Raw genomic sequence first — 23,204 nt, 5'->3', positions numbered from 1 at the left:
TCAGGCGGCCTTCTTCTCGCGCTGGGCCAGCACCTCGTTCGCCCATTCGCGCGGAGCCATCGGGAAGCCCAGGCGGGCACGGCTGTCGAGGTAGCTCTGCGCCACCGCGCGCGCCAGGTTGCGGATGCGGCCGATGTAGGCCGCGCGTTCAGTCACGCTGATCGCCCCGCGCGCATCCAGCAGGTTGAAGGTGTGCGCGGCCTTGAGCACCTGCTCGTAGGCCGGCAGCGCCAGCTGCTGGGCCATCAGGTGCTGGGCCTGCTTCTCATGCGCGCCGAAGGCGGTGAGCAGGAACTCCACGTCGCTGTGCTCGAAGTTGTAGGCCGACTGCTCCTGCTCGTTTTGCAGGTACACGTCGCCGTAGCTCAGGCCCTCCGTCCAGGTGAGGTGGTAGACGTTGTCCACGCCCTGCAGGTACATCGCCAGGCGCTCCAGACCATAGGTGATCTCGCCGGTCAGGGGTTTGCAGTCGATGCCGCCGACCTGCTGGAAGTAGGTGAACTGCGTGACCTCCATGCCATTGAGCCAGACTTCCCAGCCCAGGCCCCAGGCGCCCAGCGTGGGGTTCTCCCAGTCATCTTCGACGAAGCGAACGTCGTTCTTTTTCAGGTCGAAGCCCAGGGCCTCGAGCGAGCCCAGGTAGAGCTCCAGGATGTTCTCGGGCGCCGGCTTCAGCACCACCTGGTACTGGTAGTAGTGCTGCAGCCGGTTGGGGTTCTCGCCATAGCGGCCGTCCTTGGGGCGGCGGCTGGGCTGCACGTAGGCGGCGCGCCAACGCTCGGGGCCCAGGGCGCGCAGGAAGGTGGCCGTGTGGCTGGTGCCGGCGCCCACCTCCATGTCGTAGGGCTGCAGCAAGGCGCAGCCCTGGGCAGCCCAGTAGTCCTGCAGACGCGCAATGAGTTGCTGGAAGGTCAGCATGGTATTGAGGGTCGATGTGCGGGCAAGGGGCAGCACGGGCGTTGCGCCGGCCCCGGCGAAACAAACCCTTGATTCTAGGCGCCCGCCCCGGCCTTCCGGCGACGCATCGCCAGCAGCAGCACGCCCCCGGCCAGGGCCGTCCACGGCCACAGGCCCAGAGCCGCCACCCAGCGGGCATATGGCGTGCTGCCCTCGCGGCCCTCGACCTCGCCCACCAGCACCCCCCGGGTGTGCGGGGCCAGCGCCTGCGTCACCCGACCACGGTGGTCGATGAGGGCGGTGGCCCCGGTGTTCGTGGCTCGCACGAGAGGGCGCTGAAACTCCAGCGCGCGCAGCCGCGAGATCTGCAGATGCTGGTCTACCGCCTCGGTGGGGCCGAACCAGCCGATGTTGCTGACGTTGGCGATCACCGTGGCCTGGCCCGGCCCGACGAAATTGACGGCCAACTCCTCACCGAAGAGGTCTTCGTAGCAGATGGTGGGGCGGATGCGCTGGCCATCGAACTCGAAAGGCCGTGTGTCGCGCCCGCGGGTGAAGTCGCCCAGCGGCATGTCCATCATCTCCACGAACCAGCGAAAGCCATAGGGCACGAACTCGCCGAAGGGCACCAGATGGATCTTGTCGTAGCGGTACATCGGCTGCCCTGGGGCGAGGCCGGCCACCGAATTGGTGTACCCCTCGGTGAAGTCGCCCAGCGGCACGCCGATGAGCGCGGCGCCGGGCCCTCGGGCGAAATGGGCTGCCAGGGCGTCCCAGTAACCCTCGGGCTGCTGGGCGGGCAGCAAGGGGATGGCCGTCTCCGGCGCCACCACCAGCGCGGTGCGCGCCGAAACCAGTTCACGGCCCAGCCATTCCAAGGCAGCCGGCAGATGCTCGGCCGAAAACTTCTCGTCCTGGGCCACGTTGGGCTGCAGCAGCGTGACGTCGAAGCGACCGGCCGGCCGGGTGAAGTCGGCCGGCGCCACCGCGGCCGCCAGCACCAGCGCCAAGGGCGGAGCCCCGGCAGCCCACCACGCCCGCAGGCCACGGCTTGCGGGGGCCAGTGGGGCAGCCGCAGCCGCCGCCAGCCAGGCCGCGATGAACCCCATGCCGTAGACGCCCACCCAGGGCGCCAGAGCCGACAGCGGCCCGTCGCTGTGCGCATAGCCGGACGCCACCCAGGGGAACCCGGTAAAGAGCAGGCCACGGGCCAGCTCGGCCAGCAGCCAGCAAGCGGCAAAGAGCAGGGCGTCGGCCCCCGGGCGGTCGCTGCGCCAGCGCGCAAAAGCCGCCATCGCCAGGGCCAGGTAGATCGCCAGCGCCGCCGACAGCGCCGCCACCGCCAGCGCCGACAGCCACGCGGGCAGGCCACCATAGCGGTGCATGCTGATGAACAACCACCACACCCCGCCGGCCAGCCAGGCCAGACCGAAGCACCAGCCCAGCACCGCCGCCCGGCGCACGGTGGGTGCGCGCATCACGCGCCAGGCCAGGACCGCCGCGGCCAGCCCCTGCAAGGCCCAGCCCTCGCGCGGCGCGAAGGCCTGGGCGTGCACCCAGCCAGCCAGCAGCGCGACGAGCGCGTCCAGCGCCGCCGGCATCAGGCCTCAGGCGCGGGCGCTGCCGCCGGCGCCTCGGGGCTGCGCGTCACCTTGAACCAGCGCACGGCGCCGGCGCGCGTGAGCATCACCGAAAAACGCAGGCCGCCGATGTCGACGACCTCGCCGCGACGGGGCACATGGCCCAGTTCGTGGGCCACCAGCCCCCCGATAGTGTCGAAGTCCTCCTCGGGCAGGTGGGTGCCGAAGGCCTCGTTGACGGTCTCGATGTCGGCATCGCCGGCCACGCGCTGGCTGCCGTCGGCCAGGGTGTAGATGCCGTTGTGAGCGTCTTCCTCGTCGAACTCGTCCTCGATTTCGCCGACGATTTCTTCGAGCACGTCCTCGATGGTGATGAGGCCGGCAGTCTTGCCGAATTCGTCCACCACCAGCGCCAGGTGGTTGCGGTTGGAGCGGAAGTCGCGCAGCAGTTCGTTCAGCCGCTTGGACTCGGGCACGAAAACGGCTGGGCGCAGCAACGTGCGCAGCTTGAGCTCGGGGGCACGCTGCAGCTTGAGCAAGTCCTTGGCCAGCAAGATGCCGATGATGTTCTCGCGATCGCCTTCGAACACCGGGAAGCGCGAGTGCGCCGTGTCGATCACGATGCGCAGCAGCTCCTCGTAGGGCGCGTTGATGTCGAGCAGGTCCATGCGAGGCGCCGCCACCATCACGTCCCCGGCCGTCATGTCGGCCATGCGCAGCACGCCTTCGAGCATCAGCCGCGATTCCGGCTCGATCAGCTCACGGTCCTCGGCTTCGGCCAGGGTCTCGAACAGCTCGTCCTTGGAGTCAGGCCCCGGCGAGAGGAACTCGACCAGGCGTTCGAAGAAGTTGCGCTTGTCGCCCGCGGGACGTCCCGGGCGTCGAGGGTGGGGGTCGGACATCGCTTGCGCGAGAAGTTCAGATCAGCGAAGGATACCCCAGGCCCGTGACAAGGCGTATCCAGGCCGACCGAAGGCTTGACAAGCTCGATACACTCGGTTCGAGCCTTGAAACACCGGCTGGCGACCCCATCTGCCGGCACGCCCCCTTTGCGACGGATCCATCATGAGCCTCATCCCCGCCACCATCCTCACTGGCTTCCTGGGCAGCGGCAAGACCACGCTGCTCAAGCGCGTGCTCCACGAAGCCCATGGCCAGAGAATCGCCGTCATCGAGAATGAATTCGGCGAGGAGAACATCGACAACGACATCCTGGTGGCTGACACGCAGGAGCAGATCATCCAGATGAGCAACGGCTGCATCTGCTGCACCATCCGCGAGGATCTGCGCTCCACGCTGTCCGACCTGGCCGCCAAGCGCCGCAAGGGAGAGCTGCAGTTCGACCGCGTGGTGATCGAGACCACTGGCCTGGCCGACCCCGGCCCCGTCGCCCAGACCTTCTTCATGGACGACGAGATTGCCGAGAGCTACCTGCTCGACTCCATCCTGACCCTGGTGGACGCCAAGCATGCCCAGCACCAGCTCGACACGCGCCAGGAGGCCCGCCGCCAGGTGGGATTTGCCGATCAGATCTTCATCAGCAAGACCGACCTGGTCGAGCCCGACGCCGTGGAGGCCCTGGCCCACCGCATCAAGCACATGAACCCGCGGGCGCCCCAGCGCCGGGTGCACTTCGGCGAGGTGCCCATTGCCGAGGTCTTCGACCTGAGGGGCTTCAACCTGAACGCCAAGCTCGAGATCGACCCCGACTTCCTCAAGGAGGACGATCACGACCACCATCATCACCATGACCATGATCACGACCACGAGCACGGCGAGCACTGCGACCACCCGCACCACCACCATCACGACGACGACGTGAAGTCCTTCGTCTTCCGCTCGGACCGGCCCTTCCACCCGGCCAAGCTGGAGGACTTCCTGGGCGCCATCGTGCAGATCTACGGCCCTCGGATGCTGCGCTACAAGGGGGTGCTGCACATGCAGGGCACCGACCGCAAGGTGATCTTCCAGGGGGTGCATCAGCTCATGGGCAGCGACCTGGGCCCGAAGTGGGCCGACGGCGAGCATCGCACCAGCAAAATGGTCTTCATCGGCCTGGATCTGCCCCAGGACATCTTCCGGCAGGGCCTGGAGCAATGTCTCGTCTGACCCACGGTCGGGCCGGGGCGGGAAAACTCCCACGCACGATGACGCCAGATCGCTACAATCCGCGGCGCCCTTGGGGGTGTCCCCGGCGCCGCAAGGCCACTGGAGCGGCCCCGTCCCAAGGCTCTTCTTCCCTGATTCCGACAAGAGCAGGTATATAACTGCCACTGCGAGGAGATGGAACGTGAGCAAGACCCCGGCCCAGCGAGCCCTACCAGCCAAGACGGCGGCCAAGAAGACCGCGGCCCCGGCTCGCGCCCAAGCAGCCCCGGCCGCCAAAAAGGCTGCCAAAGCGGCCCCGGCCCAGGCACCGGCCAAGAAGACTTCGGTGTCCCCCACGCGCAGCCCGCGTGCGGCAGCACCGGCCAAGACCGGCGCAACCAAGACGGCCTCAGCGTCCAAGCCCACGGTATCGGTCCGCTCGCCTGAGGCCCCGGTGAGCGCCCCGGTTCCGGCCGCCGCGCCGGCGCCATCCCCCAGCCCCAGCCCCAGCCCGGCCAAGGCTTTCTCTCAGGCCTCCTCCGGGCGAGCGTCCTCCCCATCCGCCATGAACAAGTCCAACGTCGTCCTCGACCCCCCCCACCCCAGCCCCGCCGCAGCCGATCCCAAGCTCGCCAATGCCTGGAAGACCAAGGCCGGCAAGGACCTCACCGACGCGGAGGTGCTGGCCATGCCCGAATCGGAGTACATGAACGACAAGCAGCTCGAGTTCTTCCGCCACAAGCTGCTGTCGCTCAAGGAAGACCTGCTGAGCAACGCCGGCGAGACCACCGAGCACCTGCGTGAGGACACCTCGATCGTCCCCGACCCGGCTGACCGGGCCACCATCGAGGAAGAACACGCCCTGGAGCTGCGCACCCGCGACCGCGAGCGCAAGCTGCTGAAGAAAATCGCCCAGGCCCTGGCCCGCATCGACGCCGGCGACTACGGTTTCTGTGACGAAACCGGCGAACCCATCGGCCTGGGCCGTCTGATCGCCCGTCCCACCGCTACACTGTCCCTCGAAGCCCAGCAGCGCCGCGAGCTGAAACAAAAGATGTTCGGAGACTGAACGCCTCAGTCTTCCCCTGGTCATGTCGGATTCCAAGGACAACCCCCCCGGTTTTCTGCGCAAGGTCGTCCGGTTCGTCGCCAATCCGACGACCGACTGGGCCGACCTGGGCCAACCGGCGGCGGAATCGCGGGAGAGCGAGTACGCCAAGTCCGAGCTGAAGGCGATGATCGAGCGCAAGCGGCGCAACGATTTCGTGCGCAAGCGCGAGTTCGACATGCTGCGCAAGGTGCGCCGCGAAGGCCTCACCGATGCCAACGCCGGGTTGCTCGATGCCACGTCCAACCTCGACGAGGTCGACCTGCGCGGCGCGCTCGTGCGCTCCGACGTGGTCGAGGTCAAGGCCAAGATCGACGAGATCGAGCAGCAGATGGTGGGCGAGTCCATCGGCACGCGGCGCTCGCCTTCGTTCTACAACGCCCCCACCCAGCCCGCCGGCCTGGACGGTCCCTCGACGCGCTCGCTCGGAACCGAGCCCGCCGCCGGGCCCAGCCGCGCCGGCGCCTTGGCCGATGGTCCGGCCGGCCCTCCGGCAGTGGTCGTGGGCCTGGCCGACCCCCCGGCTGCCGTGGTGAGCCCCTCGGCCGCACCCGCCCCGTTGGGCGAAGGCTTTGCGGTGGAAGTGAGTGAGGTGGTGCACGACCCCGAGCTCGACGAGGCGGTGATCGCCTTCGCCAACGCCGATTTCGACGCCTGCGAACAGTCGCTGGTCGCCATGGTGCGCGCTGGCGCCAGCCGAGCGCAGCACGCCGACACCTGGATGGTGCTGTTCGATTTGTACCGCGCCACCGGCCAGCAGCCCAAGTTCGAAGGCTTGGCCCTGGACTACGCGCAGCAGTTCGGCTGGTCGGCGCCCCAGTGGTTCTCGCTGCCGCGCATGGTCGCCGAAGCCGCTGCCGAAGAAGCTCCGATGACCGGCGCGGCCCGGTTGGAAGGCCAGATCGGATGGGTGTGCCCCGAGCTGCTCGACGTCGAGGCGGTGGCGAGGCTGCGCTCGCAGAGCCTGCAGATGCCCCTGCCTTGGGTGCTGGACTGGAGTCCGCTGCGCCGAGTGGATGCCGAAGCCGCTGCTCAGCTGAGCGAGCTGTTCCGCCACTGGGCTCGCGAGCCGCTGGAGATGCATTGGCTGGCGGGCGAGCAACTGCTGCAAGCCTTGTCGGATGCCGCACCCACCGGCGTGCGCGATGCCGATCCGGCCCTGTGGTTGCTGCGGCTGGACGTACTGCGCCTGGTCAACCGCCCCGACCAGTTCGACGAAGTGGCCATCGACTACTGCGTCACCTACGAGGTCTCCCCGCCGTCCTGGGAGGCCGCGCGCTGCGTGGTCAAGCTCGGCGGCGGCGCGGGCCAGCCCTCGGCGTCCACGGCGCCGCTGTCGGTGGTCAGCGACGTCTCCACCAGCTTCGTCGAGTCGCAGCTTGCAGACGAAGCCATGGTCGAAGTCGCATCGTTGGAACTGTCCGGCCAGCTCGTCGGCGACATCTCCGACACACTCAAAGGCCTGGACGCCCGCCTGGGCAAGGCCTCGATCGTCAACGTCTCTTGCACCCGGTTGATTCGGGTGGACTTCATTGCCGCTGGTGACCTGCTCAACTGGGTGCTCAACCGCCGCGGCGAGAACCGCCACATCGTGTTCGAGGACACCCACCGGCTGGTGGCGTTGTTCTTCGGTGCCATGGGCATCACCGAGCACGCCCGGGTCAAGGTGCGCAACGTCTGAAAGGGCGTGCGCGCCACCGGCCGGGACGGCGGCCCAGGCCCCGAAGAGGCCTTTGCGCCCTCAGGGGCGGCCGCCGAGCTTGAAACTTTTCCAGTCTCCCTCATCTGCACATATCCATGGAACCCTTTCACGGCACCACCATCGTCAGCGTGCGCCGCGGCCACCAGGTCGCCCTGGGCGGTGACGGCCAAGTCACGCTCGGTCACATCGTCGTCAAAGCCTCGGCCCGCAAGGTGCGCAAGCTCTACCGCGATCAGGTGCTGGCCGGCTTTGCCGGCGCCACGGCCGATGCCTTCACGCTGTTCGAGCGCTTCGAGGCCAAGCTGGAAAAGCATCAGGGTCATCTCGTGCGCGCCGCCATCGAACTCACCAAGGACTGGCGCACCGACCGCGTGCTGCGCCGCCTGGAAGCCATGCTGGCCGTGGCCGATCGCGACGCCTCGCTGATCATCACCGGCAACGGCGACGTCCTCGAGCCCGAGCACGGCATCATCGCCATCGGCTCGGGTGGCGCCTATGCGCAGGCGGCGGCCCGCGCGCTGCTCGAACATACCGAACTGGCCGCGCCCGACATCGTCAAGAAGTCGCTCGAGATCGCCGGCGACCTGTGCATCTATACCAACCACCATCACACCATCGAGGTGCTGGGATGAGCGCCATGACACCCCAGGAGATCGTCTCCGAACTCGACCGCCACATCGTCGGCCAGCAGCAGGCCAAACGCTCGGTGGCCATCGCGCTGCGCAACCGCTGGCGCCGCCAGCAGGTCGACGAGAAGTTGCGCCCCGAGATCACCCCCAAGAACATCCTGATGATCGGCCCCACCGGCGTGGGTAAAACCGAGATCGCGCGCCGCCTGGCCCGGCTGGCCGACGCGCCCTTCATCAAGGTGGAGGCCACCAAGTTCACCGAGGTGGGCTATGTGGGCAAGGACGTGGACTCCATCATCCGCGACCTGGTGGACATGTCGGTCAAGCAAACGCGCGAGGCCGAGATGCGCAAGCTGCGCTCGCGCGCCGAGGATGCCGCCGAGGAACGCATCCTGGACGTGCTGGTGCCCGCGCCGCGCAGCGACTTCGGCCTGACCCCGACCTCCCCCCCCGACAGCACCGCGCGCCAGACCATGCGCAAGCGCCTGCGCGAAGGACAGCTCGACGACAAAGAGATCGAAATCGAGATCGCCGACCCTCGCCCCGCGCTGGAGATCATGGGCCCGCCGGGCATGGAGGAGATGACCGAGCAGTTGCGCGGCCTGTTCTCGCAATTCGGGGCCGCCAAGCGCAAGACTCGCAAGCTCAAGATTGCCGAGGCTTTGAAGCTGCTGGTGGACGAAGAAGCCGCCAAGCTGCTCAACGAAGACGAGATCCGCACCCGAGCGGTGGCCAATGCGGAGCAAAACGGCATCGTCTTCATCGACGAGATCGACAAGGTGGCCTCGCGCTCCGACGTGGGCGGTGCCGACGTCTCGCGCCAGGGCGTGCAGCGCGACCTGCTGCCGCTGGTGGAGGGCACGACCGTCAACACCAAATACGGGATGGTCAAGACCGACCACATTCTGTTCATCGCCTCGGGCGCCTTCCATCTCAGCAAACCCAGCGATCTCATCCCGGAGCTGCAGGGGCGCTTCCCGATCCGCGTCGAACTGGGGCCGCTGTCGGTCCAGGACTTCGAGGCCATCCTGACGCAGACCCATGCCAACCTGACGCGCCAGTACCAGGCCCTGCTTGCCACCGAGGGCGTGACGCTGGAGTTCACGCCCGAGGGCATCCGCCGCATTGCGCAGATCGCCTACGAGGTGAACGACCGCACCGAGAACATCGGTGCGCGCCGCCTGTCCACCGTGCTCGAGAAGCTGCTCGACGAAGTCTCCTTCGAGGCCACCCGGCTCGAAGGCCAGACCGTCACCATCGACGCGGCCTACGTGGACGACCGGCTGGCCGAGCTGGCAAAGGACGAAGATCTCTCGCGCTACATCCTCTGAGCCCAGACTGGGCGGCGTGCTCAGCGGGCCAGCTTGGCCTGGGCCCGCCGCTGCGCGATGTGCAGCAGGCCGTCGAAGATCAGCGTCTCGACCAGCTCGAACTCCTGGCCCAGATGGGGGGCCATCTTCCAGCCCGCGCCCCCAGTCAGCCAGCACGAGGGCGGCTCGCCGCAGCGCGCGGTGAGGTTGCGGTACATCCTGTCGATCGCCCCGGCGATCGCAAAAGTGCCGCCGGTGGTCAGCGCATCGCTGGTGTTGGTGGGGAAATCGCGCACCTCCCCGGTGGGCACGCGCAGCCCGGCCGTGCCGCTTTCCAGTGCGCGCAGCATGATGCCGTGACCAGGCAGGATCAAGCCCCCCAGGAAGTGGCCACTCGCATCCAGAGCATCGACCGTCACGGCCGTGCCCACCATCACCACCAATGCCGGACGCGGCCGCCCGGCGTTGAGCAGATGCCAGCGCGCCCCGATCATCGCGACCCAGCGGTCCGCGCCCAGGCGCGAAGGATGGTCGTAGCCGTTGACGACCTCGTCCTCCTGGCTGCTAGCGACCACCCACACCGGGGGGAAGTCCCACAGCTCCTCGATTTGCTCCTCGACGCGGCGACGCACCGCATCGCCGGCCACGCAGCAGCCGATCATGGCCGCAGGCGCCGCCAAATCCTTCCACTCGTCCTCGGCCAGGGTGTCGATGTTCTCGATGAACACCGCTCCATGCGCCAGCAGGCGCGCGCCTGGATGCATGGCGTCGTAGACAGCCCACTTCAGGCGCGTGTTGCCGATGTCGATGGCGAGGAAGCTCATGGGGTGGCATTATGGTCGCGACGAGCGCCTGGCGCTCGCTCCGCGGGAGACATCATGTTGGAGCCCCCATTTCCAGTCCTGAAAGATCCGCGCTTCGAAGGCTGGCATTTCAACCAAGCCGACGGTCGCGGCGGGCTAGCGCCCGTGCATCTGGAGCGGCTGTCGCCGGGGGATCAACCCTTTGCCAACGGCCCGAAAAACGGCGACAGGCAGCGCGTGGATCAACTGGCCGAAGAACTCGACGTGCTGCAGGAGCATTTCTACGCGGACGGCCGCTACAAGCTGTTGGTGGTGCTGCAGGGCATGGACACCAGCGGCAAAGATAGGACAGTGCGCAGCGTGTTCAACCGCATGAGCCCGCTGGGCGTGCACACCGTGGCCTTCAAGACGCCCAACAGCACCGAACTCGCCTACGACTACCTCTGGCGCGTGCACCAGCGCGTGCCGCGCGCCGGCGAGATCGTGATCTTCAACCGCAGCCACTACGAGGACGTGCTGGTGCCGGTGGTCGAAGGCTGGATCGATGAGGACGAGGCGCAGCGCCGCTACCGCCACCTCTGCGACTTCGAGCGGATGCTGGCCGAGACCGGCACGGTCATCGTCAAGTGCATGCTGCACATCTCGAAGGACGAGCAGAAGGAGCGCCTGCAGGCCCGCCTGGACGACGACCAGAAGCACTGGAAGTTCGACCCGCGCGACCTGCACGCCCGCGCCCGCTGGAACGACTACCAGCGAGCCTACGAGGCCGCTCTGGCCGCCACGGCGACGCCATGGGCCCCATGGACGGTGGTCCCGGCCGATTCCAAGACCCACCGCAACCTGATGGTCGCCACGCTAATCCGCGACGTGCTCCAAAGCCTGGATCTGCGCTACCCGCGGCCCGACTTCGACCCGAAGAGCATTCGGATCGACTGAAACCTAGGGTTATCCATAGGCTGGCGACTCCAAAGGGCCGGAGCGCCGGACTTTGATGGCATGATTGACGTTGACGTAAACGTCAATTCGCGCCCCCTGCCCCGTCCAACCCACAGGCTGTACCGAGATGACCGACCTTTCCGCCGAATACCAGGCCCTGGCCGCGTACCGTCCGACGCACAAGGTGCGTTTCATCACCGCCGCCTCGCTCTTCGACGGCCACGACGCCTCGATCAACATCATGCGCCGCATCCTGATGAGCATGGGCGCCGAGGTGATCCATCTGGGCCACAACCGATCGGTGGACGAGGTGGTGACCGCCGCCTTGCAAGAGGACGCCCACGGCATCGCGATCAGCTCCTACCAGGGCGGGCACGTCGAGTACTTCAAGTACATGGTGGACCTGCTGCGCCAGCGCGGCGGCGAGCACATCCAGGTCTTCGGCGGCGGCGGCGGCGTGATCGTGCCAGCCGAGATCCGGGAACTGCAGGACTACGGGGTGGCGCGCATCTACAGCCCCGAGGACGGCCAGCGCATGGGGCTGCAGGGCATGATCGGCGAGATGCTGATGCGCGCCGACCAGGATCTGACGGTGCGCGCCCCGCGCGAACTGTCCGCGCTGGAGGGTCACGACGACAAGGCCTGGCGGGAGCTGGCCCGGCTCATCACCGCGCTGGAGGCCGGTGCCGCGGCGAGCGCACTGCGCGAGGCCCTGCATGAACGCGCCGCGCAGGCGCGCATCCCGGTGCTAGGCATCACCGGCACCGGCGGAGCGGGCAAGTCCAGCCTCACCGACGAGCTCATCCGCCGCCTGCGCCTGGACCAGGACGACTCGCTGCGCATCGCGGTCATCAGCATCGACCCCTCGCGGCGCAAAAGCGGCGGCGCCTTGCTGGGCGACCGCATCCGCATGAATGCGATCGGCCCCTGGCAGCAAGGGCCGCGCGTGTACATGCGCAGCCTGGCCACCCGCGAGGCCGGCAGCGAGATCAGCCAGGCCCTGCCCGACGTGGTGGCCGCCTGCAAGGCAGCCGGCTTCGACCTGGTGATCGTCGAGACCTCCGGCATCGGCCAGGGCGATGCGGCCATCGTGCCGCACGTGGACGTGCCCCTGTACGTGATGACGCCGGAATTCGGTGCGGCCAGCCAGCTCGAAAAGATCGACATGCTCGACTTCGCCGAGTTCGTGGCCATCAACAAGTTCGACCGCAAGGGCGCGCTGGACGCCCTGCGTGACGTGGCCAAGCAGGTGCAGCGCAACCGCGAGGCCTTCGGCCAGCGCCCCGAGGACATGCCCGTCTTCGGCACCATGGCCAGCCGCTTCAACGATGACGGCGTGACCGCGCTGTACCAGGCGCTGCGTGTCCGGCTGGCCGAGCTGGGCCTGCCGGTGAAGGAGGGCCGCCTGCCGGCGGTATCGACCCGCCATAGCACCCACCAAAACCCCATCGTGCCGCCCGCACGCACTCGCTACCTGGCCGAGATCGCCGAAACGGTGCGTGGCTACAAAGCACGGGCGCGCCAACAGTCCACGCTCGCGCGGGAGATCCAGCAGTTGCGCGAATCGGCGCGCATGCTCAAGGAAGCCATCCCCGAGAAGAACAAGGCCGTGGAAGCCCTGCTCGAACAGGCGCAGCGGCGCGAGGATCGGCTCGATCCGACGGCCAAGAAGCTGCTGGCCCAGTGGCCGCAGATGCAGCAGGCCTACGCGGGCGATGAATATGTCGTGAAGATCCGCGACAAGGAGATCCGCACCTCGCTGGTGCACACCACGTTGTCGGGCCAAAAGATCCGCAAGGTCGCCCTGCCCCGCTTCGAGGATCACGGCGAACGCCTGAAGTGGCTGATGCTGGAAAACGTGCCCGGCTCCTTCCCTTACACCGCCGGCGTGTTCGCCTTCAAGCGCGAGGGCGAGGATCCCACTCGCATGTTCGCTGGCGAGGGGGATCCCGCGCGCACCAACCGGCGCTTCAAGCTGCTGTCCGAAGGCATGCCGGCCAAGCGCCTGTCCACCGCCTTCGATTCGGTGACGCTCTACGGCGCCGACCCCGACCCGCGCCCGGACATCTACGGCAAAGTGGGCAACTCGGGCGTGTCCATCGCCACGCTGGACGACATGAAGGTGCTCTACAGCGGGTTCGACCTGTGCAACCCGAGCACTTCGGTGTCGATGACCATCAACGGCCCGGCGCCCACCATCCTGGCGATGTTCATGAACACCGCCATCGACCAGCAGCTCGACAAGTTCCGCGCCGACAACGGCCGCGAGCCCACCGACGACGAAGCCCAGAAGATCCGCGAGTGGGTGCTCGAGAACGTGCGAGGCACCGTGCAGGCCGACATCCTGAAGGAAGACCAGGGCCAGAACACCTGCATCTTCTCCACCGAGTTCAGCCTCAAGGTCATGGGCGACATCCAGGAGTACTTCGTCCACCACAAGGTGCGCAACTTCTACTCGGTGTCCATCAGCGGCTACCACATCGCCGAAGCCGGCGCCAACCCGATCAGCCAGCTCGCCTTCACCTTGGCCAATGGCTTCACCTTCGTCGAGGCCTACCTGGCCCGCGGCATGCACATCGACGACTTCGCGCCCAACCTGTCCTTCTTCTTCAGCAACGGCATGGACCCGGAGTACACCGTGCTCGGCCGGGTGGCACGGCGCATCTGGGCCGTGGCGATGAAGGAGAAGTACGGTGCCAACGAGCGCAGCCAGAAGCTCAAGTACCACATCCAGACCAGCGGCCGGTCCCTGCATGCGCAGGAGATCGCCTTCAACGACATCCGCACCACGCTGCAGGCGCTGATCGCCATCTACGACAACTGCAACAGCCTGCACACCAACGCCTACGACGAGGCCATCACCACGCCCACCGAGGAATCGGTGCGCCGCGCGATGGCCATCCAGCTCATCATCAACCGCGAGTGGGGGCTGGCGAAGAACGAGAACCCCAACCAGGGCGCTTTCATCATCGACGAGCTGACCGAACTGGTGGAAGAAGCGGTGCTGGCCGAGTTCGAGAAGATCGCCGAGCGCGGCGGCGTGCTGGGTGCGATGGAGACCGGCTACCAGCGCAGCAAGATCCAGGAGGAGTCGCTGCATTACGAGATGCTCAAGCACACCGGCGAGCTGCCCATCATCGGCGTGAACACCTTCCGCAACCCGCACGGCGACCCCATCCCCGAGTCGCTGGAGCTGGCGCGCTCGACCGAGGAGGAGAAGCAGTCGCAACTCAGGCGCCTGCAGGACTTCCATGCGCGCCACGCCCACGAGGCGCCGGCGATGCTGCAGCGCCTGAAGCAGGCCGTGATCGACAACCGCAACGTCTTCGAGGTGCTGATGGACGCGGTGCGCTGCTGCTCGCTGGGCCAGATCACGCACGCGCTCTTCGAGGTGGGGGGACAGTACCGGCGCAACATGTGACCCTGTGCCCGACATGGGGCTGCTCGACGTCCGCCCCCCTTGGCGTGGGATTGCCCTGCGCCAAGGCACGGCGACAATGGTCCCATGAACCGCCCCGCCGTTCGCGCGACCCCTTGGTTGCTGGCCCTGGCCGGCGGCCCTGCCCTGGCCGTCGTGGACCCTGCCACGGGCCGCTGGGCGCCCGGCATCGGCGACCCGACCGTGATGGGCTGGCTGACCGTGCTGGCCTACCTGGTCACGGCCTGGCTGGCCTGGTTGAACGTGTGCGCGGCGCGTCGCACCCGGCTGCCTTGGCTCTACTGGGCCTTCGTGGCGGCCCTGATGGCCCTGCTGGCTCTGAACAAGCAGCTCGACCTGCAGACCTGGTTCACCCAGGTCGGGCGCGACCTGGCCCTGGCCCAGGGCTGGTACGAGCAGCGGCGCGTCGTGCAGGCCGGCTTCATCCTGGTGCTGGCCTCAGGGGCGGCCGGCGTCTCGGTGCTGCTGTGGCGCCAACTGCGCCGGCGCTGGCAAGGCTACCGCCTCAGCGCGGTGGGCGTGGCCCTGCTGTTGGCCTTCATCGTGATTCGCGCCGCCACCTTCCACCACATCGACCTCCTGCTGGGCCGGGGCCTGGCGGGCCTGACGCTGAACCACCTGCTCGAACTGAGCGCCATCGGGCTGATCGCCGCCGGCGCATGGCAGTGGCGCCGGTTCCATCGCAAGACGGTACGCGAGTTCTTCTTGCGCCACCTGGACCTGATGCGCTGAGCGCCCTCACTCCTGCAGCGCACGGAAGACCTGCCGCTGCAGCCCCTGCAGGTCGAGCACACGCACGCCGCCGTACTCGATGCGGATCAGGCCCTGCCCCTGCAGCACGTGCAGCGCCTCGTTGACCCGCTGGCGCGAAAGCCCGACGAGCGCCCCCAGCTCTTGCTGGGTGATGCGCAGCAAGGTACCCACGCCGGGATAGAGGACGGGATGGAAGAGCGCCGCCAGGCTGCGAGCCACGCGGGCATCCGGGTCGTTCATGCGGTCGATCTCGCGCGCGGCGATGAATTGGCCCAGACGTTCGTTGAGCTGGCGCATCACGAAGCGGTTGAAGGGAATGCTGTTGTCCAGCAGCCAGTGGAAGGTCTCGATGTCGAGCCCCGCCACCAAACTGGCCCGCAGGGCCTGGACGTTGTAGCGGTAGGGCTCGCGCTTGAGCAGCGTGCCCTCGCCGAACCAGGCACCCGGCGGCAAGCCGGTGAAAGTGATGGGCGTGCCGGCCGAGGAGTCGTTGCTCATCTTCAGCAGGCCGTCGATCACACCGAACCAATAGGTGGGGGCCCGCCCGATGCGGCACACCAGTTCTCCCGGTTCAGCCCGCACCACCTGAATGCGCGCCGCCGCCAGCGCGCGGTCGCCCTCGTCGAGGTGCACCAGCCAGGGCACGTCGGCCAGTTCGGCGTCACTGGGCGAGCGGGCTCGGCGCAACAGGGCACCGGCGGGCGGCAAGTCCTTGGACACGGCGGCAGACGCGGGTAATTCCCCAGGGGGGCGACCCTAGGATTGTCGTCAGAACGACAACACGACGTCAAACACCTTCCTAGCATCCCTGGCATGCGATGAGCCGGCAAGCGCCGGCCCCACCAGGAGACGACGGTGCAGACCACCTTTCCGAAGCTCATGCTCGAGCACGCGGCGCGCCGACCGGGCGCGCCGGCCCTGCGCGAGAAGGAATACGGCATCTGGCAGACGATGAGCTGGGCCGAGCTGGCCACGCTCGTGAGGCATCTGGCCGGCGGCCTGGCGCAGGCGGGCCTGCAGCGCGGCCAGCATCTCGTGGTGGTGGGCGAGAACCGCCCCCGCCTGTATGCCACGATGTTGGCGGCGCAGTCGCTGGGCGCCATTCCCGTCCCGCTGTACCAGGACGCGGTGGCCGCCGAGTTTGTCTATCCCCTCAACAACGCCGAGGTGGCCTTCGCGATCGTCGAGGACCAGGAGCAGGTCGACAAGATGCTGGAGGTGCGCGAGCAGTGTCCCCGTCTCGCACGCATCTGGTATGACGACCCGCGCGGCCTGCGCAACTACCGCGAGAGCGGTTTGGCCAGCCTCGATGACCTCATCGAGGCCGGCCGGGCCTTCGACGCCCAACACCCCAGCTTCTTCCAGGCCGAGGTGGACAAGGCCCGTCCCGACGACGTCGCCGCGATGTTCTTCACCTCGGGCACCACCGGCAACCCCAAGGGCGTGGTCCACACGCACCATGCGCTGATCGACCGGGCCCTGGCCGGCGCGAAGTTCGATCGGCTCACCGAGCACGAAGAAGTGCTGGCCTACCTGCCACCGGCCTGGATCGGTCAGAACTGCTTCAGCTACGCCCAGTGGCTGGTGTGCGGCTACGTGGTGAACTGCCCCGAATCGGCCTCCACCGTGATGATCGACCTGAAGGAGATCGGTCCCACCTACTACTTCGCACCGCCGCGCATCTTCGAGGGCCTGCTCACCAGCGTGATGATCCGCATGGAAGACGCTGGGCGCTTCAAGCGCTGGCTCTTCCACCACTTCATGGACGTGGCACGCCGCGTGGGGCCGGCCCGCATGGACGGCAAACCCCTGTCGCTGGGCGACCGGCTCGCCTACGCCCTCGGGAACCTGTTCGTCTACGGCCCGCTACGCAACAACCTGGGCATGAGCCGCATCCGCGTGGCCTACACCGCCGGCGAGGCCATCGGCCCGGACCTGTTCACCTTCTACCGCTCCATCGGCATCAACCTCAAGCAGCTCTACGGCTCCACCGAGACCGCCGTGTTCGTCTGCCTGCAACCCGACCACGAGGTCAAGGCCGACACCGTGGGCGTACCCATCGAGGGCGTGGAGATCAAGCTCGATGGGAACGGAGAGATCCTCATCCGTTCGCCCGGCCTGCTCAAGGAGTACTACAAGAATCCTCAGGCCACCGCCGAGGTCAAGACCGCGGACGGCTGGTACCGCAGCGGCGACGCCGGCTTCCTCGACGCCACCGGCCACCTGAAAATCATCGACCGCGCCAAGGACGTGGGCCGCATGGCCGACGGCTCGATGTTCGCGCCCAAGTACATCGAGAACAAGCTCAAGTTCTTCCCCCACATCAAGGAGGCCGTGGCCTTCGGCGACCAGCGCGACAAGGTCTGCGCCTTCATCAACATCGACTTCGAGGCCGTGGGCAACTGGGCCGAGAAACGCAACCTGCCCTACGCGGGCTACACCGACCTCGCGCAGAAGCCGCAGGTGTATGAGCTCATCCGCGAATGCGTCGAGAAGGTCAACGCCGACCTCGCACAGGACGAGAAGCTCGCAGGCAGCCAGATCAGCCGCTTCCTCATCTTGCACAAGGAGCTCGATGCCGACGACGGCGAGCTCACCCGCACGCGCAAGGTGCGCCGCAGCTACATCGCCGAGAAATACGGCGTCCTGGTCGATGCGCTGTACGGCGGCAAGACCTCGCAGTACATCGAGACCCAGGTCAAGTTCGAGGACGGCCGCACCGGCGTCGTCAGTGCAGACCTGCGCATCGTCGATACCAAGACCTACCCTGCCGTGAAAAGGGCTGCCTGATGACCACCGCCACTGCACTGCGCGCCCCCCTGCCGGTGGGCGACGACCTCCCGGCCGCCAACGACGCGGCCCCGCCCGCGGCCGGCCGCAAGGTCGGCGACGTGATCCTGGATGTGCGCAACATCTCGCTGAGCTTCGGCGGCGTCAAGGCGCTGACCGACATCAGCTTCAACGTGCGCGAGCACGAGATCCGCGCCATCATCGGCCCCAACGGCGCGGGCAAGAGCTCGATGCTCAACTGCATCAACGGCGTCTACCAGCCCCAGGAAGGGTCGATCGTCTTCCGCGGCCAGACCTTCAAGCACATGAACTCGCGCCAGGTGGCCGAGATGGGGGTGGCGCGCACCTTTCAGAATCTGGCCCTGTTCAAGGGCATGAGCGTGCTCGACAACATCATGACGGGTCGCAACCTGCGCATGAAGAGCAACCTCTTCTGGCAGGCCCTTCGCTGGGGACCGGCCGAGCGCGAGGAGATCGCCCACCGCGAATTCGTCGAACGCATCATCGACTTCCTGGAGATCCAGGCTTACCGCAAGACGCCCGTGGGGCGCCTGCCCTACGGCCTGCAAAAGCGCGTCGACCTCGGCCGCGCGCTGGCCATGGAGCCCCAGGTGCTGCTGCTCGACGAACCGATGGCCGGCATGAACGTGGAGGAAAAGCAGGACATGTGCCGCTTCATCCTCGACGTGAACGACGAGTTCGGCACCACCATCGTGCTGATCGAGCACGACATGGGCGTGGTGATGGACATCTCCGACCGTGTCGTGGTGCTCGACTACGGCAAGAAGATCGGTGACGGCACGCCCGACGAGGTGCGCCGCAACGAAGACGTGATCCGCGCCTACCTGGGCACCAGCCACTGAGGACTTGCGATGGGATTCTTCCTCGAAACCCTGTTCGGCGGCCTGATGGCCGGCATGCTGTACTCGCTCATCGCCCTGGGCTTCGTGCTCATCTTCAAGGCCTCGGGCGTGTTCAACTTCGCCCAGGGCGCGATGGTGCTCTTTGCTGCGATGGCGATGGCGCGCTTCTCGGAATGGATTCCGCAATGGACGGGGATCGAGAGCCGCCTCTTCGCCAACGTCGGCGCCTTCGTCCTGGCCATGGCGGTGATGGTGATCGTCGCCTGGCTCATCGAGAAGCTGGTGCTGGGCAAGCTCGTCAACCAGGAGGGCATCACGCTGCTGATGGCCACGCTGGGCATCACCTACTTCCTCGACGGCGCTGGCCAGACGATCTTCGGATCGGACATCTACAAGATCGACGTCGGCCTGCCCAAGGACCCGCTCTTCCTCTTCGAGAACACCTTCCAGGGTGGCGTGCTGATCGGCAAGGAGGACCTCTACGCCGCGGGCATCGCCGCCGCCTTGGTGATCGCGCTCACGCTCTTCTTCCAGAAGACCGGCACCGGCCGTGCGTTGCGCGCGGTGGCCGACGACCACCAGGCCGCGCAGTCGATCGGCATCCCGCTCGGGCGCATCTGGGTCATCGTCTGGAGCGTGGCCGGCTTCGTCGCCCTCGTGGCGGGGATCATCTGGGGCAGCAAGCTGGGCGTGCAGTTCTCGCTGTCGCTGGTGGCGCTCAAGGCCCTGCCGGTGGTGATCCTGGGCGGCCTGACCTCGGTGCCCGGCGCCATCATCGGCGGGCTGATCATCGGCGTGGGTGAGAAGCTCTCGGAGATCTACCTCGGCCCCATTCTGGGCGGCGGCATCGAGATCTGGTTCGCCTACGTGCTGGCCCTCGTCTTCCTGCTGTTCCGGCCCCAAGGGTTGTTCGGCGAGAAAATCATCGATCGCGTCTGAGCGAGAGGGAGAACAACATGCTCTACCGTGAAAACGGCCAGTTCAAGACCAGCTACGCGGCAGACCTGGCCATCTTCCCGATCCGGCAGGACCGCATCGCCATCGGCCTGATCCTCGTCTTTGCGGCCATCGTGGTGCCGGCGTTCGCCTCGGAGTACCTCTTCCGCGCGATCCTCATCCCCTTCCTGATCTTGTCGCTGGCAGCGCTGGGCCTGAACATCCTGGTGGGCTACTGCGGCCAGATCTCCCTGGGCACCGGCGCCTTCATGGCGGTGGGCGCTTACGCGGCCTACAACTTCCAGATCCGCATCGAGGGCATGCCGCTCATCGCCTCGCTGCTGATGGGCGGCGTGTGCGCCACGGCGGTGGGCGTGCTCTTTGGCATTCCGTCGCTGCGCATCAAGGGCCTGTACCTGGCCGTGGCCACGCTGGCGGCGCAGTTCTTCGCCGACTGGGCCTTCCTGCGCATCAAGTGGTTCACCAACAACTCGGCCTCGGGTTCGGTGTCGGTGTCCAACCTCGAGGTGCTGGGCTGGCGCATCGACACCCCGATGGAGAAGTACCTCTTCTGCCTGGTCTTCGTCGTGGTGTTCGCGCTGCTGGCCAAGAACCTGGTGCGCAGCGCGATCGGACGCGAGTGGATGGCCATCCGCGACATGGACGTCGCCGCCAGCGTCATCGGCATCCGACCGGTGTACGCCAAGCTCACGGCCTTTGCGGTGAGCTCCTTCATCGTGGGCGTGGCCGGCGCGCTGTGGGGCTTCGTGCACCTGAGCTCCTGGGAGCCGGCCGCCTTCAGCATCGACCGTTCTTTCCAGTTGCTGTTCATGATCATCATCGGCGGCCTGGGCTCCATCATGGGCAGCTTCTTCGGTGCGGCCTTCATCGTGGTGTTGCCCATCCTGCTCAACCAGGTGCCGCTGTGGCTCGGGGTGCCGATCTCCACGGCCCTGGCCTCGCACCTGGAGTTCATGATCTTCGGCGCCCTGATCGTCTTCTTCCTGATCGTCGAACCTCACGGCCTGGCAAGGCTGTGGTCCATCGGCAAGGAAAAGCTGCGCTTGTGGCCTTTCCCCCACTGAGTCCCCCGGACGTTTCCCTCACCAACAACCACCCTTACGCACCTCGAGTGCATCCACCCCTAGGAGACAGGCATGAAACTCAAGTCGCTCGCTCTTGCCGCCACCCTGGCCGCCGCCGGTGCCACCGCCTTGGTCACCACCACCGCCGCTCAGGCCCAGGCCAAAGAACAGTTCTTCCCCGTGCTGGTATACCGCACAGGCGCCTATGCTCCCAACGGCGTGCCCTTCGCCAATGGCTACGTCGACTATCTCAAGCTCGTCAACGCCCAAGGTGGCATCAACGGCGTGATGATCAGCTGGGAAGAATGCGAGACGGGCTACGCCACCGACCGCGGCGTCGAATGCTACGAGCGGCTGAAGGGTAAGAACGGCGGCGCCACCGTGTTCCAGCCGCTGTCCACGGGCATCACCTTCGCGCTGACCGAGAAGGCTCCCATCGACAAGATCCCGCTGATCACGGCCGGTTATGGCCGTTCCGAATCGGCCGATGGCGGCGTCTTCAAGTGGAACTTCCCGCTGCTGGGCACCTACTGGGTGGCAGCCGACATCCTGGTGCAGCACGTGGGCAAGCAGCTGGGCGGTCTGGACAAGCTGCGCGGCAAGAAGATCGCGCTCGTCTACCACGACAGCCCCTATGGCAAGGAGCCCATCCCGCTGCTGCAGGAACGCTCCAAGATGCACGGCTTCGAGCTCACGACCATCCCCGTCACCCATCCGGGCGTGGAACAGAAGGCCGCCTGGCTGCAGATCCGCCAGCAGCGGCCGGACTACGTTTTCCTCTGGGGATGGGGGGTGATGAACTCCACCGCCATCAAGGAGGCGGTGGCCACCGGCTACCCGCGCGACAAGATCTACGGCGTATGGTGGGCCGCGGCCGAGCCGGATGTGAAGGACGTGGGTGACGCCGCCAAGGGCTACAACGGCCTGGCCATGCAGCATGGCGCCGAGCCCAATGCCAAGGTCGTCAAGGACATCCTGTCCCTGGTGCACGGCAAGGGCCAGGGCACCGGCCCGCGCGAGGAGGTGGGCTCGGTGCTTTACATGCGCGGCCTGATCTCGGCCATGCTCGGAGTCGAAGGCGTCAAGCGCGCCCAGGAGAAGTACGGCCGCGGCAAGGTCATGACCGGCGAGCAGGTCCGTTGGGGCCTGGAGAACCTGGCCCTGGACCAGAAGAAGCTCGACGCTCTGGGCTTTGCCGGTGTGATGCGCCCGGTCAGCACGTCCTGCACCGACCATATGGGGTCGGCCTGGGCACGCATCCACACCTGGGATGGCGCCAAGTGGAACTTCACGTCTGATTGGTATCAGGCCGACGAACAGATCCTCAAGCCCATGGTGAAGGCGGCGGCCGACAAGTACGCCGCCGAGAAGAAGCTCCAGCGCCGCACCCCCGCGGATTGCCAGGGCTGATCCTCACCCCTCTCCCCCGCAGTGGCTCGCCCCGCTGCGGGGCATACACCCGACAAGGACAGGTTTCATGGCCACACCGCTACTCAACGTCAACGGCATCGAGGTCATCTACAACCATGTGATCCTCGTGCTCAAGGGCGTGTCCCTGCAGGTGCCCGAGGGGCGCATCGTCGCGCTGCTGGGCGGCAACGGGGCCGGCAAGACCACCACGCTGCGCGCCGTGAGCAACCTGCTGGCCGGCGAGCGCGGCGAAGTCACCAAGGGCTCGATCACGCTGCGCGGCGAGCGCATCGAAAAGCTCACCACTGCCGACATGGTCGAGCGCGGCGTGATCCAGGTGATGGAGGGCCGGCACTGCTTCGGCCACCTCACCATCGAGGAAAACCTGCTGACCGGCGCGTACACCCGCAAGGACGGCAAGGCCGCGATCAACGCCACATTGGAGAAGGTCTACAACTACTTTCCCCGCCTCAAAACCCGCCGCAACTCGCAAGCCGCCTACACCTCCGGCGGCGAGCAGCAGATGTGCGCGATCGGCCGCGCGCTGATGGCCAACCCCAAGATGGTGCTGCTCGACGAGCCCTCGATGGGCCTGGCGCCGCAGATCGTCGAAGAGGTCTTCGAGATCGTGAAAGACCTCAACACCAAGGAGGGCACGACCTTCCTGCTGGCCGAGCAGAACACCAACATGGCGCTGCGCTATGCCGATTACGGCTACATCCTCGAGAACGGCCGCATCGTGATGGACGGCGAGGCCAAGGCCCTGGCCGAGAACGAGGACGTCAAGGAGTTCTACCTCGGCATGGGCGGCGGTGATCGCAAGAGCTTCCGCGACGTGAAGAGCTACAAGCGCCGCAAGCGCTGGCTGGCCTGAC

19 protein-coding genes are annotated in these 23,204 nt (G+C 67.0%); 14 read left to right on the top strand and 5 right to left on the bottom strand.

What is annotated here, in order from left to right; all coding sequences use genetic code 11:
- The 3 genes from glyQ to ACK4ZD_RS07045 form a co-directional block, all read right to left on the bottom strand.
- Complete coding sequence (gene glyQ, locus ACK4ZD_RS07055; RefSeq protein ID WP_409659999.1) at positions 1–918, bottom strand: glycine--tRNA ligase subunit alpha; 918 nt, start codon at positions 916–918, stop codon at positions 1–3.
- Positions 919–992: 74 nt separating this feature from the next.
- The gene (gene lnt, locus ACK4ZD_RS07050; RefSeq protein ID WP_409659997.1) at positions 993–2,498 is read right to left on the bottom strand and encodes an apolipoprotein N-acyltransferase; all 1,506 of its coding nucleotides are present in this window, start codon (positions 2,496–2,498) and stop codon (positions 993–995) included.
- Entirely contained in the window at positions 2,498–3,379 is an 882-nt protein-coding gene (locus ACK4ZD_RS07045) for an HlyC/CorC family transporter (RefSeq protein ID WP_409659995.1), read from the bottom strand. Before ACK4ZD_RS07045 ends, lnt begins: the two co-directional genes overlap by 1 nt.
- 163 nt (positions 3,380–3,542) lie before the next feature.
- On the opposite strand from ACK4ZD_RS07045, the gene ACK4ZD_RS07040 reads away from it, so the two are divergent.
- From ACK4ZD_RS07040 to hslU, 5 genes are all read left to right on the top strand, one after another.
- Entirely contained in the window at positions 3,543–4,586 is a 1,044-nt protein-coding gene (locus ACK4ZD_RS07040) for a CobW family GTP-binding protein (protein ID WP_409659994.1), read from the top strand.
- Between the two features lie 181 nt (positions 4,587–4,767).
- A complete protein-coding gene (gene dksA, locus ACK4ZD_RS07035) occupies positions 4,768–5,634 on the top strand; it encodes an RNA polymerase-binding protein DksA (protein ID WP_409659992.1) in 867 nt (288 codons plus the stop codon).
- Between the two features lie 22 nt (positions 5,635–5,656).
- A complete protein-coding gene (locus ACK4ZD_RS07030) occupies positions 5,657–7,354 on the top strand; it encodes a hypothetical protein (protein WP_409659990.1) in 1,698 nt (565 codons plus the stop codon).
- Between the two features lie 116 nt (positions 7,355–7,470).
- A complete protein-coding gene (hslV, locus tag ACK4ZD_RS07025; RefSeq protein ID WP_409659989.1) occupies positions 7,471–8,007 on the top strand; it encodes an ATP-dependent protease subunit HslV in 537 nt (178 codons plus the stop codon).
- The gene (gene hslU, locus ACK4ZD_RS07020; RefSeq protein WP_409659987.1) at positions 8,004–9,335 is read left to right on the top strand and encodes an ATP-dependent protease ATPase subunit HslU; all 1,332 of its coding nucleotides are present in this window, start codon (positions 8,004–8,006) and stop codon (positions 9,333–9,335) included. Before hslV ends, hslU begins: the two co-directional genes overlap by 4 nt.
- A gap of 20 nt (positions 9,336–9,355) precedes the next feature.
- Here the strand turns inward: hslU and ACK4ZD_RS07015 are convergent, their stop codons facing one another.
- Positions 9,356–10,138, bottom strand: coding sequence for a type III pantothenate kinase (locus ACK4ZD_RS07015; RefSeq protein WP_409659985.1), 783 nt, complete (start codon positions 10,136–10,138; stop codon positions 9,356–9,358).
- A gap of 54 nt (positions 10,139–10,192) precedes the next feature.
- Here ACK4ZD_RS07015 and ACK4ZD_RS07010 point away from each other — a divergent pair, with 54 nt between their 5' ends.
- The 3 genes from ACK4ZD_RS07010 (at position 10,193) to ACK4ZD_RS07000 (ending at position 15,224) form a co-directional block, all read left to right on the top strand.
- Positions 10,193–11,053 carry a PPK2 family polyphosphate kinase gene (locus ACK4ZD_RS07010; RefSeq protein WP_409659984.1) on the top strand — a complete coding sequence of 287 codons (861 nt, stop codon included), beginning with the start codon at positions 10,193–10,195 and terminating at the stop codon, positions 11,051–11,053.
- A 127-nt stretch (positions 11,054–11,180) separates the two neighbouring features.
- A complete protein-coding gene (icmF, locus tag ACK4ZD_RS07005) occupies positions 11,181–14,474 on the top strand; it encodes a fused isobutyryl-CoA mutase/GTPase IcmF (RefSeq protein ID WP_409659982.1) in 3,294 nt (1,097 codons plus the stop codon).
- An 84-nt stretch (positions 14,475–14,558) separates the two neighbouring features.
- A complete protein-coding gene (locus ACK4ZD_RS07000) occupies positions 14,559–15,224 on the top strand; it encodes a hypothetical protein (RefSeq protein WP_409659980.1) in 666 nt (221 codons plus the stop codon).
- Positions 15,225–15,230: 6 nt separating this feature from the next.
- Here the strand turns inward: ACK4ZD_RS07000 and ACK4ZD_RS06995 are convergent, their stop codons facing one another.
- Positions 15,231–15,965, bottom strand: a complete 735-nt coding sequence (locus ACK4ZD_RS06995) for a Crp/Fnr family transcriptional regulator (protein WP_409659978.1) — start codon at positions 15,963–15,965, stop codon at positions 15,231–15,233.
- Between the two features lie 135 nt (positions 15,966–16,100).
- On the opposite strand from ACK4ZD_RS06995, the gene ACK4ZD_RS06990 reads away from it, so the two are divergent.
- The 6 genes from ACK4ZD_RS06990 (at position 16,101) to ACK4ZD_RS06965 (ending at position 23,203) form a co-directional block, all read left to right on the top strand.
- Complete coding sequence (locus ACK4ZD_RS06990; RefSeq protein WP_409659976.1) at positions 16,101–18,035, top strand: AMP-dependent synthetase/ligase; 1,935 nt, start codon at positions 16,101–16,103, stop codon at positions 18,033–18,035.
- A complete protein-coding gene (locus ACK4ZD_RS06985; protein WP_409659974.1) occupies positions 18,035–18,898 on the top strand; it encodes an ABC transporter ATP-binding protein in 864 nt (287 codons plus the stop codon). Before ACK4ZD_RS06990 ends, ACK4ZD_RS06985 begins: the two co-directional genes overlap by 1 nt.
- A 9-nt stretch (positions 18,899–18,907) precedes the next feature.
- Complete coding sequence (locus ACK4ZD_RS06980; protein ID WP_409659972.1) at positions 18,908–19,837, top strand: branched-chain amino acid ABC transporter permease; 930 nt, start codon at positions 18,908–18,910, stop codon at positions 19,835–19,837.
- 17 nt (positions 19,838–19,854) lie between these two features.
- The gene (locus ACK4ZD_RS06975) at positions 19,855–20,919 is read left to right on the top strand and encodes a branched-chain amino acid ABC transporter permease (protein WP_409659970.1); all 1,065 of its coding nucleotides are present in this window, start codon (positions 19,855–19,857) and stop codon (positions 20,917–20,919) included.
- Between the two features lie 72 nt (positions 20,920–20,991).
- Positions 20,992–22,329: an ABC transporter substrate-binding protein gene (locus ACK4ZD_RS06970; protein ID WP_409659968.1), complete on the top strand. Its 1,338-nt coding sequence runs from the start codon at positions 20,992–20,994 to the stop codon at positions 22,327–22,329.
- Between the two features lie 67 nt (positions 22,330–22,396).
- Complete coding sequence (locus tag ACK4ZD_RS06965; RefSeq protein ID WP_409659966.1) at positions 22,397–23,203, top strand: ABC transporter ATP-binding protein; 807 nt, start codon at positions 22,397–22,399, stop codon at positions 23,201–23,203.
- The last annotated feature ends 1 nt before the right edge of the window (position 23,204 follow it).

It is taken from the genome of Caldimonas sp., from assembly GCF_046291045.1.
Taxonomy (GTDB): domain Bacteria; phylum Pseudomonadota; class Gammaproteobacteria; order Burkholderiales; family Burkholderiaceae_C; genus Caldimonas.
This window is presented reverse-complemented; position numbering and strand designations above follow the sequence as displayed.